14 protein-coding genes are annotated in these 17,660 nt (G+C 69.7%); 9 read left to right on the forward strand and 5 right to left on the reverse strand.

Translation table 11 applies throughout. The annotated features are described in order from the left end of the window. Nucleotides 1–105: 105 nt before the first annotated feature. Nucleotides 106–1,719: an arylsulfatase gene (locus ACF66B_RS13100; protein ID WP_111429252.1), complete on the forward strand. Its 1,614-nt coding sequence runs from the start codon at nucleotides 106–108 to the stop codon at nucleotides 1,717–1,719. A gap of 51 nt (nucleotides 1,720–1,770) precedes the next feature. Here ACF66B_RS13100 and ACF66B_RS13105 read toward each other — a convergent pair whose 3' ends face one another. The 4 genes from ACF66B_RS13105 to ACF66B_RS13120 all read right to left on the reverse strand — a co-directional run bounded on the left by ACF66B_RS13105 (nucleotide 1,771) and on the right by ACF66B_RS13120 (nucleotide 7,204). After that, the gene (locus tag ACF66B_RS13105; protein WP_162683206.1) at nucleotides 1,771–3,384 is read right to left on the reverse strand and encodes a Na/Pi symporter; all 1,614 of its coding nucleotides are present in this window, start codon (nucleotides 3,382–3,384) and stop codon (nucleotides 1,771–1,773) included. Nucleotides 3,385–3,563: 179 nt separating this feature from the next. Continuing rightward, nucleotides 3,564–4,223 (reverse strand): ATP-binding cassette domain-containing protein, encoded by a 660-nt coding sequence (locus ACF66B_RS13110; RefSeq protein ID WP_111429250.1) that lies wholly within the window; start codon nucleotides 4,221–4,223, stop codon nucleotides 3,564–3,566. Beyond that, nucleotides 4,220–5,920 (reverse strand): ABC transporter permease subunit, encoded by a 1,701-nt coding sequence (locus ACF66B_RS13115; protein ID WP_111429249.1) that lies wholly within the window; start codon nucleotides 5,918–5,920, stop codon nucleotides 4,220–4,222. Before ACF66B_RS13115 ends, ACF66B_RS13110 begins: the two co-directional genes overlap by 4 nt. Nucleotides 5,921–5,980: 60 nt before the next feature. Beyond that, complete coding sequence (locus ACF66B_RS13120; RefSeq protein ID WP_111429248.1) at nucleotides 5,981–7,204, reverse strand: ABC transporter substrate-binding protein; 1,224 nt, start codon at nucleotides 7,202–7,204, stop codon at nucleotides 5,981–5,983. A gap of 359 nt (nucleotides 7,205–7,563) precedes the next feature. On the opposite strand from ACF66B_RS13120, the gene ACF66B_RS13125 reads away from it, so the two are divergent. From ACF66B_RS13125 to ACF66B_RS13140, 4 genes are all read left to right on the forward strand, one after another. Then, nucleotides 7,564–9,138, forward strand: a complete 1,575-nt coding sequence (locus ACF66B_RS13125; protein WP_111429247.1) for a Re/Si-specific NAD(P)(+) transhydrogenase subunit alpha — start codon at nucleotides 7,564–7,566, stop codon at nucleotides 9,136–9,138. A 15-nt stretch (nucleotides 9,139–9,153) separates the two neighbouring features. Next, a complete protein-coding gene (locus ACF66B_RS13130; protein ID WP_111429246.1) occupies nucleotides 9,154–10,587 on the forward strand; it encodes an NAD(P)(+) transhydrogenase (Re/Si-specific) subunit beta in 1,434 nt (477 codons plus the stop codon). Between the two features lie 118 nt (nucleotides 10,588–10,705). Continuing rightward, nucleotides 10,706–11,344 carry a glutaredoxin 2 gene (grxB, locus tag ACF66B_RS13135; protein ID WP_111429245.1) on the forward strand — a complete coding sequence of 213 codons (639 nt, stop codon included), beginning with the start codon at nucleotides 10,706–10,708 and terminating at the stop codon, nucleotides 11,342–11,344. Between the two features lie 90 nt (nucleotides 11,345–11,434). Then, nucleotides 11,435–12,004 (forward strand): hypothetical protein, encoded by a 570-nt coding sequence (locus ACF66B_RS13140; RefSeq protein ID WP_162683205.1) that lies wholly within the window; start codon nucleotides 11,435–11,437, stop codon nucleotides 12,002–12,004. On the opposite strand, the gene ACF66B_RS13145 is transcribed toward ACF66B_RS13140, so the two are convergent. Further along, nucleotides 11,967–13,127: an FAD-dependent oxidoreductase gene (locus tag ACF66B_RS13145; protein WP_111429243.1), complete on the reverse strand. Its 1,161-nt coding sequence runs from the start codon at nucleotides 13,125–13,127 to the stop codon at nucleotides 11,967–11,969. The genes ACF66B_RS13140 and ACF66B_RS13145 overlap by 38 nt on opposite strands. A 46-nt stretch (nucleotides 13,128–13,173) precedes the next feature. On the opposite strand from ACF66B_RS13145, the gene mnmD reads away from it, so the two are divergent. The 4 genes from mnmD (at nucleotide 13,174) to ACF66B_RS13165 (ending at nucleotide 17,651) form a co-directional block, all read left to right on the forward strand. Beyond that, a complete protein-coding gene (gene mnmD / locus ACF66B_RS13150; RefSeq protein ID WP_111429242.1) occupies nucleotides 13,174–13,860 on the forward strand; it encodes a tRNA (5-methylaminomethyl-2-thiouridine)(34)-methyltransferase MnmD in 687 nt (228 codons plus the stop codon). After that, on the forward strand, nucleotides 13,857–14,729 hold the full coding sequence (locus ACF66B_RS13155) for a DMT family transporter (RefSeq protein ID WP_111429241.1): 873 nt from the start codon (nucleotides 13,857–13,859) through the stop codon (nucleotides 14,727–14,729). The genes mnmD and ACF66B_RS13155 overlap by 4 nt, the downstream gene beginning before the upstream one ends. A 92-nt stretch (nucleotides 14,730–14,821) precedes the next feature. Then, nucleotides 14,822–15,493, forward strand: coding sequence for a DUF3047 domain-containing protein (locus ACF66B_RS13160; protein ID WP_162683204.1), 672 nt, complete (start codon nucleotides 14,822–14,824; stop codon nucleotides 15,491–15,493). A gap of 166 nt (nucleotides 15,494–15,659) precedes the next feature. After that, nucleotides 15,660–17,651: a hypothetical protein gene (locus tag ACF66B_RS13165; RefSeq protein ID WP_111429239.1), complete on the forward strand. Its 1,992-nt coding sequence runs from the start codon at nucleotides 15,660–15,662 to the stop codon at nucleotides 17,649–17,651. Nucleotides 17,652–17,660 lie beyond the last annotated feature (9 nt).

The raw sequence follows: 17,660 nt of genomic DNA on the forward strand, positions 1-17,660 counted from the left end.
ATTCTTGAAATGTACTGGAGACTACCCTGCTCATGGGATCGCCGTCCACGTACCGGTGCAAGCCGCGAGCGGGGGCAGCCATCACATCTTGGAGGGGGAGACACCATGAACTGGTCGAGGACGGCGCGTTTCTGTGCCCTGGCGGTGAGCCTCGCGGCGCTGGCGGCGGGTGCCGCGGCGGCGCAGGAGGCGGACGCCGGGAGCGCGGAGGCGCAGGCGGCGGACAAGCCGAACATCCTGGTGATCTGGGGCGATGACATCGGCACCTGGAACATCAGCTTCAACAACCGCGGGATGATGGGCTACGAGACGCCCAACATCGACCGCATTGCCAAGGAAGGGCTTTCCTTTACCGATTACTACGCCCAGCAGAGCTGCACCGCGGGGCGCGCGGCCTTCATCGGCGGCAACGTCCCGGTGCGGACCGGCATGACCAAGGTCGGCCTGCCGGGCGCCGAGCAGGGCTGGCAGGCGACCGACGTCACCATGGCGACGGTGCTGAAATCCGAGGGCTACGTCACCGGCCAGTTCGGCAAGAACCACCAGGGCGACCGCGACGAGCATCTGCCGACGATGCACGGCTTCGACGAATTCTTCGGCAATCTCTATCACCTCAATGCCGAGGAGGAGCCGGAGAACCGCGACTATCCCGCCGACATGGTGCTGGCGGACGGCCAGACCTTCCTCGAGAAGTTCGGGCCGAGGGGCGTGCTCCACACCTGGGCCAACGATGACGGCACCCAGCGGATCGAGGACACCGGCCTGCTGACCAAGAAGCGGATGGAGACGGTGGATCAGGAGACGGTCGATGCGGCCGAGGCCTTCATCCGCAACGCCGTCGAATCGGGCGAGCCGTTCTTCGTCTGGTGGAACGCCACCCGGATGCATTTCCGCACCCATGTGAGCGAGGAGCATACCGGCCTCTCCGGGCCGGGCGGTGACGAATATCAGGACGGCATGGTCGAGCATGACATGCAGGTCGGCCAGCTCCTCGATCTGATCGACGAGCTCGGCGTCGCCGACAACACGGTGGTGATGTATTCGACCGACAACGGGCCGCATTACAACACTTGGCCCGACGCCGGCACCACGCCGTTCCGGTCGGAGAAGAACTCGAACTGGGAGGGCGCCTACCGCGTGCCGGCCTTTGTGCGCTGGCCCGGCCATTTCCCGGCGGGCGAGACCCTGAACGGCATCATCTCCCACGAGGACTGGCTGCCGACGTTCGCCGCCATCGGCGGCAACCCGGACGTTAAGCAGCAGCTGCGCGAGGGTGTCGAGCTGGACGGCCGGGAATACCGCAACTACATCGACGGCTATGACCTCACCGCCTACCTGACCGGCGAGACCGACGAATCGCCGCGGCACGAGTTCTGGTACGTGAACGACGACGGCCAGATCGTCGCGGCCCGCTATGACGACTGGAAGGTGGTGTTCCTCGAAAACCGCGGCGAGAAGTTCGGCGTCTGGATGGAGCCCTTCACCGAGCTCCGGGTGCCGCTGATCACCAACCTCCGCCGCGATCCGTTCGAGAAGGCCCAGCACAACGCCAACACCTATTACGACTGGCTGCTCGACCGGGCCTTCGTGCTGGTGCCGATCCAGGGGCTGGCCGCGCAGTTCCTCACGACGATGCAGGACTATCCGCCGAGCCAGACGCCGGGCTCGTTCAACCTCAGCACCGTCGAGGAGAAGATCAAGGCCGGCCTCGGCAACTGACCGGGCGAAGGCGACAGGCGGCCTCCGGCGCCATGCCGGGGGCCTGAAGGATCAGGGCGTCGCTGCCGGGGGTGGCGGCGCCGCGCCGTTTTCAGGGGGTGCCGGGCCCTCGGGGGCGGGCGCCCTGTCGAGATGCTCGTGCGCCTTGCGCAGGTGGCGCAGCATGCGGAGCTCGGCGTTCATGCCGCGGAGCGCGTGATCGAGGCTGTCGATCGAGAGCGCGTGGAGGGCGGCGAGGTGGACGAGCTCGTCCTTGATCTCCTCGCGATGGGCGAGAAGCCCTGCCTCGTTTTCCGGGGTCATCTCGCCGGGGCGGGCGAGCAGGGCGCGGATCCGGTGTTCAAGCTCGATGCGCTGGGGCGGCACGGTCTCGACATCGGCAAGCGTGCCGCGGGCGGTGCCGGCATCCTCGAGGGCGGCGACGCAGTGCTGGAGCGCGCGCATCAGGCCCTGGATCTCCGCGGCTTCCCGCGGCGAGATCGGCTGGGTGGTGAGACGGGCGAGGAACTCGGCGATGCCGCCGGCGAGGCCGTGGGCGGCGGCGATGGCGGCGGGCAGCCGGTCCGGGCGGTCGGGCGCGGCGAGCCAGGCGCCGATCGCCCGCGTCGCGAGGTCGCGCAGGCGGCGGGTTTCCTTGAGGGCGGCCGCGATGCCGAGCGCGGGCACGGCCAGCACGGTCTGGTCGAGGTAGCGGAGGCGGGATTCGTCCTCCTCCTGGCTCAGGAACCGGTTCTCGAGCAGACGCACGAGCGCGGGGGTGAGCGGCCAGATCAGCAGCACGCCGAGGATGTTGAAGGCGGTGTGAAAGAGCGCGAGCGCGATGGCGGGGTCGGTCGTGAAGCCGAGCGTGGCGGTGAGCCAGGTGATGGCAGCGAGCAGGTGGGGCAGGAGCGCGAGGGCGGCGCCCGCGGCGACGAGGTTGAAGGCCACATGGCTCGAGGCGACGCGGCGCGCGACCGGGGTCGCCCCCCATGCGGCGATCATCGCGGTGGCGGTCGTGCCGATGTTGGCGCCGATGATGAGGGCGGCGGCGTGCTCGAGATCGAGGAGGCCCGAGGAGACGGCGGAGAGCGCCACGACCATCGCGGCACTCGAGGACTGCATGAGGAGCGAGAGCAGGGTGCCGATGCCGACGTAGACGAGGGTGCCCGCGAGGCTGCCCGGGGCGAAGGCGGGCAGGGTCATCCCGGCCGCGGCGGTCTCGAAGCCCGCCTTGAGAAACTCGATGCCGAGAAAGAGGACGCCGAAGCCCGCAAGCGCGGTGCCGAGCCCCGCCCTGCGGCTCCGGCCCGAGGCGAGGCGGAGGATCATGCCGAGCCCGACCATGGGGAGCGCGGCGGCGGCGATATCGAGGCGGAAGCCGAAGACCGAGACGATCCAGCCGGTCATCGTGGTGCCGAGATTGGTGCCGTAGATCACCCAGACCGCCTGGGAGAGGGTGAGGAAGCCCGCATTGGCAAAGCCGATGGTGGCGACGGTGACGGCGCTCGAGGACTGCACGAGCGAGGTGAGGCCGAAGCCGGTCAGGAAGCCGCGGAAGGCGCTGGAGGTCCAGCGGGCGAGGATGCGCTTGAGCGCGGGTCCGGCGGCTTCGCGCAGCCCCTCGGTCATGAGCCACATGCCCATGAGGAAGAGGCCGAGGCCGCCGAGCGTCTGGCTGAGCATGGGACCGCTCCGGGGGTTCGGGGCTCCCATCCTTGCGGCGCCGGCGGGGGTCGGGCAAGCGGGTTGGCGGGCTTGTCGCGAGAATGTCGCGGGCCGGGTCCGGAGCGGGACCGCCTCGGGGCCGGGGATGTGGATCAAGGTCGATGGGGCCGGGCCGCGCGCGGCGCGGGCGAACCGCGTCAGCCCCCGAGCAGGATGGTGGGGCCGCCCGCGGCCATGGCGTCCTCGGCATCGTGGGTGACGAGCAGCATCGGCAGGCCGCGGGCGCGGGCGTGGGAGAAGACGAAGTCGCGGGTACGGGCGCGGCGGCTGGCGTCGAGCCGCGAGAAGGGTTCGTCGAGGGCGAGCGCGCGGGGTTCGGCGAGCAGGGTGCGCAGCAGCGCCACCCGTGTCCGCTGGCCGCCCGAGAGGGTGGCCGGGTCGCGGGGGCCGAAGCCCGCGAGGCCCGCCTCGGAGAGTGCCGCCTCGATCCTGGCGCGTCGGGCGGCGCGGCCGCGGATCCCGGCGCTGAGGCCGAAGGCGAGGTTTCCCGCGACCGAGAGGTGGGGAAAGAGCACGTCGTCCTGGAAGAGCATGCCGATCCGCCGGGTCTGCGGCGGGCGGTGGGTGATTTCCGCGCCGTCGAGCCAGAGGCGGCCCCGGGCCGTGAAGGCTGGATCGAGGGTGCCGGTGGCGAAGGCAAGCAGGGTGGACTTGCCCGCGCCGGAGGGGCCCATGACGGTGAGGATCTCGCCGGGCGGGATATGCGCATCAAGCTCGAGCAGGGGCACGCCCGCGCGCAGGATGCGGACCTCCTCGAAGGTGAGGCCTGCCTCATGCCGGGAGGGCGGGGCGTTCATCGGGCGGGCCGCATGGCGCGGCGGTTGCGCCAGAGGAGGGCGGGGAGGCCGAGGGCGAGGGCGAAGCCCGCGAAGGGCAGGGCCGCCTGCACCAGCGCCCAGGTGCCGATGAGGCGGCGGTCGCCGCCCGAGGCCAGCGCGACGGCTTCGGTGGTGAGCGTTGCGACCCGGCCCGCGCCGATCAGCAGCGTCGGCAGGTAGAGGCCGATCGAGACGGCGAGGCCGACGGCGGCGGCGGTGAGGATGGGCCGGAGCATCATCGGGAGGCGGACGCGGCGGAAGATCCGGCCGGGCGGTGCGCCGAGCGTTGCCGCGGCCGCGGCGAGGCGCGGGTCGAGCGCGGCCCAGGGCTCGGCGAGCGAGAGATAGACATAGGGCAGCACGAAGACGGTGTGGGCGAGGGTGACGGCGAGCGGGCCGCCGTCGAGCCCGGCCATGAGGCCGAGGATCTGGAGGCCGAAGAGGAAGGCGACCTGGGGCACGACGAGCGGCAGGTAGAGGAGCGCGAGCAGGGCGCGGCCGGCGCCGCGGCCGCGGCGGGTGGCGTTCTCGAGGCAGGCGAGGACGAGGGCGAGGCTGAGGGCGGTGGCCCCGGCGGCGATGCCGAGCGTGGTGAGGGCGGCGCCGGCGAGCTCGGGGGCGGCGCGGCTCCAGGCGCGGAGCGTGAGGCTTGCGGGGAGCGCGTCGGGGAAGCTCCAGAGGCCCGCGACCGACCAGACCGCGAGGCTTGCGAGGCCCGCGAGCATCGGCAGGGTCGCGAGCGCGGCGGCAAGGGCGCCCGCGGCACGCGGCAGGCGGTCGCGCGGGTGCCGGGTGCCGCGGGTGATCCAGGCACGGCCGAGCCGGGTGGCGGCGGCCTCGGCGAGGCGCCAGAGCGCGAGCGCGGCGAGGACGAGGCCGAGCTGGAGCGTTGCCCCGGCGGCGGCCTTGAGCCAGAGGGCGAGGTCCGGGTCGCGCATCCATTGCGTGAGGCGCACGGCAAGGGTCGCGGGCGTGCTCGGGCCGAGGATGAGCGCGGTTTCGACATTGGCGAGCGAAAAGGCGAGGACGGCGAAGACCGGCAGGCGGATCTGCGGGTAGATGCGGGGAAAGACCGCCTTGAGCCAGGCGGTGCTCGGACCGTAGCCGAGGGTGAGGGCGGCGCGCCGGGCGCGGGCGGCGTCGGCCTGCGGCAGGGCGGCGAGGCTCATGAGCAGCAGGAACGGCACCTCCTTGGCGGCGAGGCCCGCGATGAGCGAGAGGCCGAGCGGGTCGCCGGGCAGGAGCCAGTCCGGCGGGGTCTGCCAGCCGGTGGCCCAGGGCGAGACGGCGCGCACGGCCCAGCCCGAGGGCGCGATGAGGAAGGCGAGCCCGAAGGCGGCGGCGGCATGGGGCACCGAAAGGAGCGGGGAGAGCGCGCGCTCGATGAGGCGGAAGGGCCGTGTGCCGTGCCAGGCGGCGAGGATGAGGGTGGTGAGGGCGAGCGAGACCACGGTCGCCGCGAGCCCGGTGCCGAGGCTCAGGGCTGCCGAGCGCCAGAGGCCGGGGGTGGCGAGAAGGGCCGCCCAGGGCGCGAGGTCGAGCCGGGTGCCGCCAAGCGCCGGGGCGAGGCCGAGGCCGGGCAGGATGGTGCCCGCGAGCCCCGCGAGCACCGGCAGCGCGATGAGGCCGAGGGTGACGGCGGGCGCGAGCGCGAGAAGGCCGGGGCGCTCAGGCATCGGGCCGGGGGAGCGCAGGTCTGGCCTTGGGTGTGGCGGTGGGGGGCAGCATCGATGGGGCTATTCGCCGACGCCATAGCGGGAGGACCAGTCGCGCGAGAGGCGCTCCATCCAGCTCGGGTGCGGCTCGGGGAGGCTCCGCCCGAGCGCCTCGGGCGAAAGGGTCGCGGGGCCGAGGTCGATCGCCTCGAAGCGGGCGCGGTCTTCGGGCGCGAGGCTTGCGATGTCGAGCACGGTGAAATTGCCGAGCACGGCGGGATCCTGCGCGCGGGCCTGCGCCTCGGGCGAGATCAGGAAGTTCGCGAAGACCATCGCGCCTTCCTTCGCCGCGGCATTGAAGGGAATGGCGACGAAATTCGCGTTGCCGATGGTGCCGCCCTCGAGAACGTAGGAGCGCACGGTATCGGGAAGCTCGCCATTGGCGATGGCGGCGCTTGCCTCGGACTGGTTGAAGGAGAAGGCGAGGTCGATCTCGCCATCGGCCATGAGCTGCTTGAGCGCGGTGCCGGTGAGCGGATAGGCGCGGCCGCCGCGCCAGAGATCGGGCGCGAGCCCGTCGAGCCAGGCCCAGAGCGGGCGGGTGAGTTCGGCGTAGCGCGCCTCGTCCACGGGCTCTTGCAGCGCTGCCGTGTCGGGGACGAGCGCGAAGGCCGCCTGCTTGAGGAAGGTGAGGCCGAGGAAATCGGGCGGCTGGGGATAGGTGGAGCGGCCGGGATGCGCCGCGGCCCAGGTACCGAGCGCCGCGATCGAGCGGGGTGGCTCGGGGAGGCGCGCGGTGTCGTGATAGAAGACGATCTGCGCCATGCCCCAGGGGGCCTCGAGACCCTCGGTGGGCACGGTGAAATCGTTCACCACGGTCGGCTTGCCCGCCACATCGACGTGGCGCCAGTTCGGAAGGTCCTCGGCCCAGGGGCCGAAGAGCAGGCCCCCCTCCTTCATCGCGGCGAAGTTCGGGCCGTTGATCCAGACGAGATCGACCGCGCCGCCCGTGTCACGCCCCGCGGCCTTCTCGGCCGCGACGCGCGCGACCGCCTCGCCGGTGTCGGCGAGCTTCACTTGGGTGACCTTCACGCCGTAGCGTGCCTCGACCTCGTCGGCGGCCCAGGCGATGTAGTCGTTGCGCCGCGGGTCGCCGCCCCAGGCGTGAAACCAGACCTGCTGGCCGCGGGCGGACGCCTCCACCGCGGGCCAGTCGGCGGGATCGGGGCGGTCGCCGGCGAGCGCCGGGCCAGATGCCAGCGCGGCGAGGAGGAGGGCGAGGGCACGGGCACGGAGGATCGGCATGGGGTCTCCTGATGTCTCGGCGGGAAAGGCGGGGTCCGGCCATGCCATTCGCCTCTATGGCGAGAAATGTTTCAACCCGATCGCCCCAAAGACGCGATAACAATTAAACGATCTGTCAACCGGCCAATTCAGGGCATTGCTTGTTGGCGCTCTGGCAGAGATAGATGGCAACGGTGGTGGGGCCGGATTCCGGCGCCCTTGCCGCACTCGTGTCGTGGCTATTTCCCAGGGGAAGGGCGGTAGTCGCGGTGTTTGACATGGGAATGGGGGAAAAATAGAACTCACCCAACTCTATGTATGTAGAATCCGGCAGTGGATCGAGAGAATCCGCGCCACCTGGAAGGAAGAGGACGCATTCCGTGATCATCGGTGCCCCGAAGGAAATATGCGAGGGGGAAGCGCGTGTCGCGCTGACGCCGCAGTCGGCCCAACTGCTCAAGAAACTCGGATATACCTGCATCGTGGAAACCGGCGCCGGTGGCGCCGCGCGTTTCACTGACGAGGCCTATGCTGCCGCCGGTGTCGAGGTCGTTCCGACCGCCGCCGATCTCTGGAGCCGCGCCGATATCGTCGTGAAGGTGCGCCCGCCCGAGGCGTCCGAGGTCGAGATGACCCGGTCGGGCCAGACGGTCATCAGCTTCGTCTATCCGGCGCAGAACGCCGAGCTGCTCGAGAGCCTGAAGGCGAAGGGCGTGACCGCGCTCGCCATGGACATGGTGCCGCGCATCAGCCGCGCGCAGAAGATGGACGCGCTGAGCTCGATGGCCAACATCGCGGGCTATCGCGCAGTCATCGAGGCGGGCAACAACTTCGGCCGCTTCTTCACCGGCCAGGTGACGGCGGCGGGCAAGGTGCCGCCGGCGAAGGTGCTGGTGATCGGCGCGGGCGTCGCGGGTCTCGCGGCGATCGGCACGGCCGCATCGCTCGGCGCGATCGTGCTCGCCTTCGACGTGCGGCCCGAGGTCGCCGAACAGATCGAGTCGATGGGCGCCGAGTTCGTCTATCTCGACTTCGAGGAACAGCAGCAGGACGGCTCCGCGACCGGCGGCTATGCCGCGCCCTCGAGCCCCGAGTTCCGCGAGGCCCAGCTCAAGAAGTTCCGCGAGCTCGCCCCCGAGATGGACGTGGTGATCTCGACCGCGCTCATTCCGGGCCGCGACGCGCCGAAGCTGTGGCTGAAGGACATGGTCGAGGCGATGAAGCCCGGCTCCGTGGTGGTGGACCTCGCCGCCGAGCGTGGCGGCAACTGCGACCTCACCGTGCCGAACGAGAAAATCACGACCGATCACGGTGTCACCATCATCGGCTACACCGATTTCCCGAGCCGGATGGCGACGCAGAGCTCGACGCTCTACGCCAACAACATCCGCCACATGATGGACGATCTCACGCCCGAGAAGAACGGCGCGCCTTTCGTCAACATGGAGGATGACGTGATCCGCGGGGCGCTCGTCACCCATGACGGCGCCGTCACCTTCCCGCCGCCGCCGCCGAAAGTGAAGGCGATCGCGGCGCAGAAGCCGAAGGAAAAGGCCAAGGAACTCACGCCCGAGGAAAAGCGGGCGCAGGAGGTCGCGGCCTTCAAGGCGCAGACCCGGCAGCAGGTCACGCTGCTCGGCGTCGGCGCGCTGGTGCTGCTCGCGATCGGCCTCGTGGCGCCGGCCTCGTTCATGCAGCATTTCATCGTCTTCGTGCTGTCGGTCTTCGTGGGCTTCCAGGTGATCTGGAACGTCTCGCACAGCCTGCACACGCCGCTCATGGCGGTGACGAACGCAATCTCCTCGATCATCATTCTGGGCGCGCTCATGCAGATCGGCTCGGGGTCCTTCCTGGTGATCCTTCTGGCTGCGGTGTCGATCTTCATGGCGGGGATCAACATCTTCGGCGGCTTCCTGGTGACGCGTCGCATGCTCGCGATGTTCCAGAAATCGTAATCGGGGGTAGGGACAATGGAATTCGGTTTCACGACGGCGGCCTATGTGGTCGCGGCAGTCCTCTTCATCCTCTCGCTCGGCGGTCTCTCGGGGCAGGAAAGCGCGAAGCGCGCGGTCTGGTACGGCATCTCGGGCATGGCGCTCGCGGTCTTCGCGACGCTGATCGGGCCGGGCTCGGGCCTCTGGATCCTCTCCGTGCTGCTGATCGCGGCGGGCGGGGTCATCGGCTTCATCGTCGCCAAGCGCGTGCAGATGACCGAAATGCCGCAGCTCGTCGCCGCGATGCATTCGCTGGTCGGCCTCGCCGCGGTCTTCGTCGGCTATAACGCGCATCTCGAGCTCGGCCGCGTGCTCGCGATGGACGAGGCGGCGCGCGAGGGGCTCAAGGGCTTCGCCGCGGTGCTGGCGCACAAGACCTCGGTCGAGCAGTCGATCCTCAGGGTCGAGCTCTTCCTCGGCGTCTTCATCGGGGCGGTGACCTTCACCGGGTCGATCGTCGCCTTCGGCAAGCTCGCGGGCAAGCTCAACTCCAAGGCGACCAAGCTGCCGGGCGGACATGTCCTCAACGCGACGGCGGCCGGGCTCTCGGTGATCCTGCTCTTCGTCTATCTCGCGACCGGGGGCATGTGGGCGCTGCTGCTGATGACGCTTCTGGCGTTCTTCATCGGCTACCACCTCATCATGGGGATCGGCGGCGCGGACATGCCCGTCGTGGTCTCGATGCTCAACAGCTACTCGGGCTGGGCCGCGGCGGCGATCGGCTTCTCGCTCGGCAACGACCTGCTGATCGTGGTCGGCGCGCTGGTCGGCTCCTCGGGTGCGATCCTCTCCTACATCATGTGCAAGGCGATGAACCGCAGCTTCGTCTCGGTGATCCTCGGCGGCTTCGGCGGCACGACGGGCCCGGCGATGGAGGTCGAGGGCGAGATGGTGCCGACGGATGCCGACTATGTCGCCGACGCGCTGAAGGATGCCGATTCGGTCATCATCGTGCCGGGTTACGGCATGGCGGTGGCGCAGGCGCAGAACGCGATCTCCGAGCTCACCCGCAGGCTGCGCGGCATGGGCAAGGAGGTGCGCTTCGCCATCCATCCCGTTGCGGGCCGTCTGCCGGGGCACATGAACGTGCTTCTGGCCGAAGCGAAGGTGCCGTACGACATCGTCATGGAGATGGACGAGATCAACGAGGATTTCCCGGACACGGACGTGGCGATCGTCGTCGGCTCGAACGACATCGTGAACCCGGCCGCGCAGGAGGATCCGAACTCGCCGATCGCCGGCATGCCGGTGCTCGAGGTGTGGAAGGCCAAGCAGGTCTTCGTCTCGAAGCGCGGGCAGGGCACCGGTTACTCGGGCATCGAGAACCCGCTCTTCTACAAGGAGAACACGCGGATGTTCTACGGCGATGCCCGCGCCTCGGTCGATGCGCTGCTCCAGCGCCTGAGCTGAACCGGGCGGGGGGCCGCGCTCCCCGCGACAGGAGACAGACGGACGGGCAGGCCGGAAGGTCTGCCCGCAAGCATTTCCGGGCCTGCCGAGAGCGCCCGGCACGGACAAGGACAGGTGAATGAAGCTGCATGTCTATGACCACTGCCCCTACTGCGTGCGGGCGCGGATGGCCCTTGGTCTGAAGGGAATCCCCTTTGAGATGCGGGTCCAGCTCAATGACGACGAGGCAACGCCGATCTCGATGATCGGCAAGAAGATGTTGCCGATCCTCGAGGATGCGGACGGGTTCATGGGCGAAAGCCTCGACATCGTGGCGAAGGTCGATGCGATGACGGGGGCACGGCTGTTCGAGCGGCCGGCGCGGCCCGAGATCCGCGGCTGGATCGACACCTGGCAGGGCGTGGTCGACCGGCTGGTGACCCCGCGCACGCCGGTGGCGGTCTATCCGGAATTCGCCACTGCCGCGGCGCGGGCCTATTTCACCGGGCGGCGCGAGCGCACGCCGGGGCGGTTCGCGGCGCTGATCGCCGAGACCGATGCGCTGGTGGCCGAGCTTGCGCCGGGGCTCGCGGCGCTGGTGCCGCTGCTGCCGCGGCCGGGGAGCATTTCGATGGACGACATCCTGCTCTTCCCGGTGCTGCGCAGCCTCTCGATCGTACCGGAGGTGACGCTGCCGGCGGAGGTCGCGGCCTATCGCGACCGGATGGCGGCCGAGGCGGGCATTCCGCTCTTCGAGGCGTTGCGGCTCGCGAGCTGACGCCCCTGTGGCGCCCGGGGGCTACCGGATCGCGCAATTCGTGCTATGGTTGTGTTTGTTCCGGGCGGATCCCGCGAGGAGTTCGGCGTCATGACCAGTGAGCGTGTTTGGCGGGAGGTGCCCGGGGCAGACCGGGGCGCACCCGTGCGGCAGAGGCGAGGGCGGGAGGCCTCGGCGGGTCAGCCGGGCCTCGCGGCGCTGCAACGGGAGGCCGCGGAGGGCCCGTCGGTGCAGGGAGTTCAGGCGCTCCAGCGGATGGCGGACGATCGCGCGCTGCAGCGGGCTTCGCTGGAGGAGGAAGAGCCGCTTCAGGGCAGGTTCGAGCCGCAGCCGGCCGTTCTCCAGCGGGTGAAGGTCGGCCAGATCGAGGTGAGCCCGAGCGGCGGGATGCCGACCTGGGAGCAGGGCGGCCAGACCTATCACCTCAATCTCACGACAGCGACGTTCCACGTCACGCGCGAGGGCAATCCGAAGATCCACTATTTCTACGAAGGCTATGACGAAGGCATCACCGACAAGCAGCCGACGCAGGGCGAGCGCGGATCGAAGAAGAAGGACAGGGACCGCAAGAAGGTGAAGACCTCGACGGTCTTCTCCGCGCTGCCGCAGAACGTGCAGGATTTCATCCGGACCCATTACGCGGAGCTGCTCCAGGTCTGAGCGCGGCGCCGGAGGGGGCGAGCCCGTGGCCTGCGGGCGTGAAGCGCGCGGGCAGGCCGGAGGGTCGCCCGGCGGCGAGATCGGCGATGGCCGCGCCGATCAGGGGGGCGAAGCCGAAGCCGGTGCGAAAGCCGCCATTCGCCACGAAGACACCGGGCCAGCCGGGCACCGGGCCGACCAGCGGATCGGCCTTCGGTGCCCGCGGGCGAACCCCGGCCCAGCGTTCCAGCACGGCGGCGCCGCGGAGCGGCGGGCAGAGGCGCGCGGCCCGGGCGATGAGGTCATCGAGCTGGGAATCGGTCGCGGCGGGATCGGAAAACGCCTTTTCGCTGGTCGAGCCGACGGCGACGCTGCCGTCGTCATGGGGCACGACATAAAGACCGTCGCCGTAGATCATGGCCGGCGGCGGAGGGCCCGCGGGGCGCAGGAGGGCGGCCTGGCCCTTGACGCCGAGCCCGGCCGAACCGGGCATCGCGGGCGCCACCAGTCCCGCCCCGCCGGTGCCCGCGGCGATGACGATCGCCTCCGTGCTGAGGTGCGCGCCGGCAAGGTCGACGCAGCCGGGCCGGACGGCCCTGACCTCCGTGCCGCACCGGACCCGTCCGCCGAGCGCCTCGAGCGCTGCCACGAGGGCGGCGAGCGCGCGGCGGGGGTGGAGGCGGGCGGACAGGGTTTCGTGGACGGCGCCCCAGGGCGCGGCCTCGGGGTCGACCCAGGCAGGCAGCATCGCTGCGGGGACGACCTCCCAGGTGAAGTCGGCCGGCCAGTGACGGCGCGCCTCCGCGCCGTCGGCTGCCATGCGGGCGGCGGCCTCGGGGGCGGTGAGCGGCATCCAGCGGCCGGTCCGGGCATAGCCGGGGGCGAGGCCGCCGAGCGTCTCGACCTCGCGCCAGTAGGCGTCGGCCCCGATGAGCGCGTCGAGCTGGAGCTGCTTCTTGTCGCTCCACCCGCGCGGGATGTGGGGGGAGAGGGCCCCGACGAGGCCGCCGCTGGCACCGGCGCCCACCCCGGCGGCCTCGAGCACCTCGACCTGCCAGCCATCGCGCGCCAGCGCCAGCGCCGAGGCCAGCCCCAGCGCACCGGCGCCGATCACGATGATATCGCCCCTTCCGCCCTTTTCCATGCTCCTGCACCTGCCTATGATCACCCGTTCGGAACGGGGATAGACCATGGTTGTGCAGGGGATGCAAAAGGCGGAAGTGGTCTGGGAGGACGGCGCGGTGCCGGTCTCGGTCCGCTTTGCCGATCCCTATTACGCGCTGGGCGACGGTCTGGCCGAAACGCGACATGTCTATCTTGCGGGCAACGGCCTGCCGGAGCGGTTCCGGCCGGGGTTCCACATTGCCGAGCTCGGTTTCGGCACCGGGCTCAACGCCATCGCGGCCGCCGCGGCCTGGGTGCGCTCCGGGCAGGAGGGGCGGCTTGCCTTCACGAGCTTCGAGGCTTTCCCGATCGCGGCGGCCGACATGGCGCATGCGTTGCAGCGCTGGCCGGAGCTCGAGCCCTGGGCCGGGCCGCTGGTGCGGGCCTGGGAGGCGGGCGCGCGGCTGATCGAGCTGCCGGGGCTGCTGCTGACCGTGGTCGAGGGCGATGCGCGCGAGATGCTCGGGCACTGGACCGGCGCGGCGGATGCCTGGTTTCTCGACGGGTTCTCGCCTGCGCGCAATCCCGAGCTCTGGGAGGCGGAGCTGCTCGCCGAGGTCGGGCGGCACACGGCTCCGGGGGGCACCTGTGCGACCTATTCCGCCGCACGGGCCGTGCGGGACCGGATCGCGGCGGCGGGCTTCACCGTCACGCGCAGTGAAGGTTTCGGACGAAAGCGCCACATGACGCGGGGGGAGCGTGCCCGCAAATGACACGCCGCAACGATCCGCGGCTCGGCATCCTCCTGATGATCCTGACGACGGCGGTCTTCGCCATCCAGGACGGGATGTCGCGGCATCTCGCGGAAAAATACCATGTGCTGACGGTGGTGATGATCCGCTACTGGTTCTTCGCCTTCTTCGTGATCGTGCTCTCGGCGCGGCATCGCGGCGGGCTCGCCCGTGTGATGCGCACCCGGAACCTGGGGCTGCAGATCTTCCGTGGCGTGCTGCTGACCGCGGAGGTCTGCATTGTCGTGCTGGCCTTCGTGAAGCTCGGGCTGATCGAGACCCATGCGGTCTTCGCGGTCTATCCGCTGCTGATTGCCGCGCTCGCGGGGCCGGTGCTCGGCGAATATGTCGGCTGGCGGCGGGGGATCGCGATCCTGATCGGACTTGCGGGCGTGCTGGTGATCCTGCGGCCGGGGCTGCGGGTTTTCAGCCCGGCGGCGGCGCTGCCACTGATCGGGGCGACGATGTTCGCGCTCTACGGGCTGCTCACGCGCTATGTCGGGCGGGACGACAGCTCGGCGACGAGCTTCTTCTACACCGGTGTCGCGGGCGCCGTGGCGACGACGCTGGTCGGGCCGTTCTTCTGGACCCCGATCCAGGGGCTCGCGGACTGGGGCTGGATGGGGGCGCTCTGCCTCACCGGCGTGCTGGGGCACTTCCTGCTCATCAAGGCCTATGAGGTGGCGGAAGCGGGCACGATCCAGCCCTTCGCGTATTTCCAGCTCGTCTTCATCACCATACTCGGCACGCTGATCTTCAACGAGCATCCCGACAACTGGACCCTTGCGGGCGGCGCGATGATCCTCTCGGCGGGCATCTATACGCTCATCCGGCAGGCGCGGATGCGGTAACGCGCACTTGAGCGGCGCGCGCGTTGACTTCGCGCGCCGTCGCACCTCTTTTTTACCTGAACGGAAACGAGATGGGTTCGGGGTGTTTCGACATGCGCAGCTTTGCGGCTTTTCTGCTGGCATCCTCTATCGCGGTGGCGAGCCCCGCGCTCGCGCTCGGGCCGGTGGCCTTCGGGCCGAGCCTTTCGGCGACGGGCTGGCAGGACTTCACCTTTCGCGGCCGGCAACCCTCGCAGTTCTCCGCGGTGAACACCGACACGCTCCGGGTCACATCGGATAATTCCGGCTCGCTGATCTGGCGGCCGCTGCCGGCGGATTTCGCCAACGGGAACACGGCGCAGTGGCGCTGGCGGGTCGATGAGGCCGTGCCGCCGACCGATCTTTCCGACCGCAAGGCCGACGACCGGGCCATCGCGCTCTATTTCCTCTTTGCCGATGACGACTCCGCGGTGGGCGACCCGCCGAAATCGCTCCGCTCCGCGATGATGAGCGGCCGGGCCCTGGTCTATGTCTGGGGCGGCAACTCGGCGCCGGGCACAGTGATCCGCAGCCCCTCGATGCTTGGGCGCGGTCAGCTCGTGGTGATGCAGCCTGCCGATGGCCCCACCGGGCAGTGGGTGAGCGAGTCGGTCGATCTGCGCGCCGATTTTCGCCGGGCCTTCGGGCGCGAGCCGGGGCCGCTCATGGGAATCGGCGTCTCTGCCGATACCGACAACACGGGCACGCAGGGCGATGCACGACTGGCCGATCTCGTGATAGACTGAGCGGGGCCTCCCGACGATCCCGCGGCAGGCTTTTGTTTCTTTAATGAATTCAGAAGCCTGATCCGCCCCTCCATGCGGGGGCAGGGCGCCTTGGCCCATGTCACGGTGCTGTAACGCAGGAATTGATTAACTGATTCCAGCAACGCGTTGCAGCAATGAGGATGACATGGCGGGCTTTGAACGAGGGGCAGCACGGCGCAGCGAGGATCGGATCCGCAACCTGTTCGGGACGCCGGATGACGGGGATCTGGCGCGCGGCGTGAAGGTGCCGGAGGGCGAGCCGGATCCGCGCAGCGAACCGGTCGCGATCTTGCAGTGCATTGCGCGGAAGATCGGCGCGACGCGGCGTCCGGGGGCGGAATCGGACATTCCGGCGGGCGCAACCTACATGGGCCAGTTCATGGTGCATGATCTCGACTTCCTGACGCGCGAGAGCACCGCATCGGGCAACATGCTCGATCTGGCGCTGATCTACGGCGACGGGCCGCGCCATGACGCGGCATTCTATCAGGTGCCTTCGGCGCCGGGAAAGCGGCGGCATCTGCTGCGTCTCAACCGGACGCGGCCGACGGTTTCCTCGCCGCCCTGGGGGGCCGCGCGCGATCTGCCGCGGGTCGCCTGCCCGCATCTCGATGCCAAGGGCGTCGATCAGCGCTCGGAAGTTCTGGTTCCGAACACGTTCTCTGATTCGAACATGCTGCTCGGGCAGTTCCAGACAGTCTGGGCGCTCCTGCACAACGGCATCGCCTCGACGCTCGCCGCCGCTTTCGAGAAGCAGCCCGAGTATCGCGGCCGCGGCGCCGACCCCTACGGTGCGGCCTTCGAGTTGGCGCGGCGGATCAACCGCGGCATCTACCGCGAGGTAATCTGCGCCGATGTGCTCGGCAACTGGCTGCTGCCGGACATGTTCGACCGTCTCGAGCAGGACGGCTTCACCTCGCAGAACGTGGTACTCTCGGAAAAGACGCCGGTCGAATTCATGGCGGGCGTGGCGCGGCTCGGGCACGGGCTGGTGCGCGAGATCTACCGGCTGAATGCCCGGCGTCCGAACGAGGGCATCCGCACCCTGGTGCGGCACACCAGCACCGGGCGGCCGCATGACATGCCGCTGACCGAGGACTGGCTGCTCGACTTCTCGAACTTCTTCGCGATCGGATCCTCCACGCCGCAGAAGGCACGCGCACTTGGGCCACATGTGGCCCGTGCCTTCGCGGCACACGAGGGGGTGGGGGTGGAAGGATCCGCCGAAGGGCTCGTCCTGCGCGATCTCATCGCGTGTTCACGGGGCACCTTGCGCTCCGTTCCGTCGCTGATCCGGCGCGCCGAGAGGCTGCGTCCGGGGCTCTTCGACGGCCGTTTCGCGCAGGACGAGCGCAAATGGAAGGAGACGCTCCGCGAGTGGCTCGCCGATGCCGGTGTGCCGGAGGGGCGGCTCGATGCGGTGGCGGGCGACCCGCCGCTTACCCTCTTCCTCATGCTCGAGGCGGAGGCGGATACCGGCGGCGGGCGTCTTGGCGCGCTCGGATCCTTCATCATGGGCGAGACCGTCGCGGCGGCGCTGCCCGTGGAGGCCGGGGACGCGGCTCTCGATGCCGCCCGCCGTCAGGTCTTCGGCGACGAGGTGCCGGGCACGATGAGCGCCGTGATCGCCTGGCTCCAGCGGCATTACGGCTTTGCCGACGGCGCGCGGCTTCATCCGCTGAACGGGGACGCGCCTCTAGCAGATGGATCGGTACGAGGAGGAAGTGGAATGCTTGATACGCATGTGAAGAGTTCAGGGTCGGAAATTCCTCTCGTCGAGGTGACCGACTACCTGGAGATGGGCCGGCTGGTGACGGACTGGGCGCTCGGGCGCAAGGAAAGGCCCGCAACGGTCGAGGCGCTCAAGGAGCAGCTCGACGGGATCGCGGTGGTGCCGGACCGGGTGAAGGCCGTGGAGTTCTGCCAGGGCGATCACGAGACGCTGGTGATCCGCCTGCCGGTCAAGGAAATGATGGAGATGGCCATCGAGGACATGACCGATCCCGAGCGCGACGGCAGCTATCCCTTCCCGCAGTTCTATTCGGATTTCTACCGCCCCGGCTTCAGCCCGGTGATGACTCCGCTCGACATCCTGATGTCGCGCGTCGGGGATTACACCATCGCGCAGTGCAAGTAACCGCGGCGC

This window comes from Amaricoccus sp. B4 (genome assembly GCF_043226085.1).
In the GTDB taxonomy this organism is placed as follows: domain Bacteria; phylum Pseudomonadota; class Alphaproteobacteria; order Rhodobacterales; family Rhodobacteraceae; genus Amaricoccus.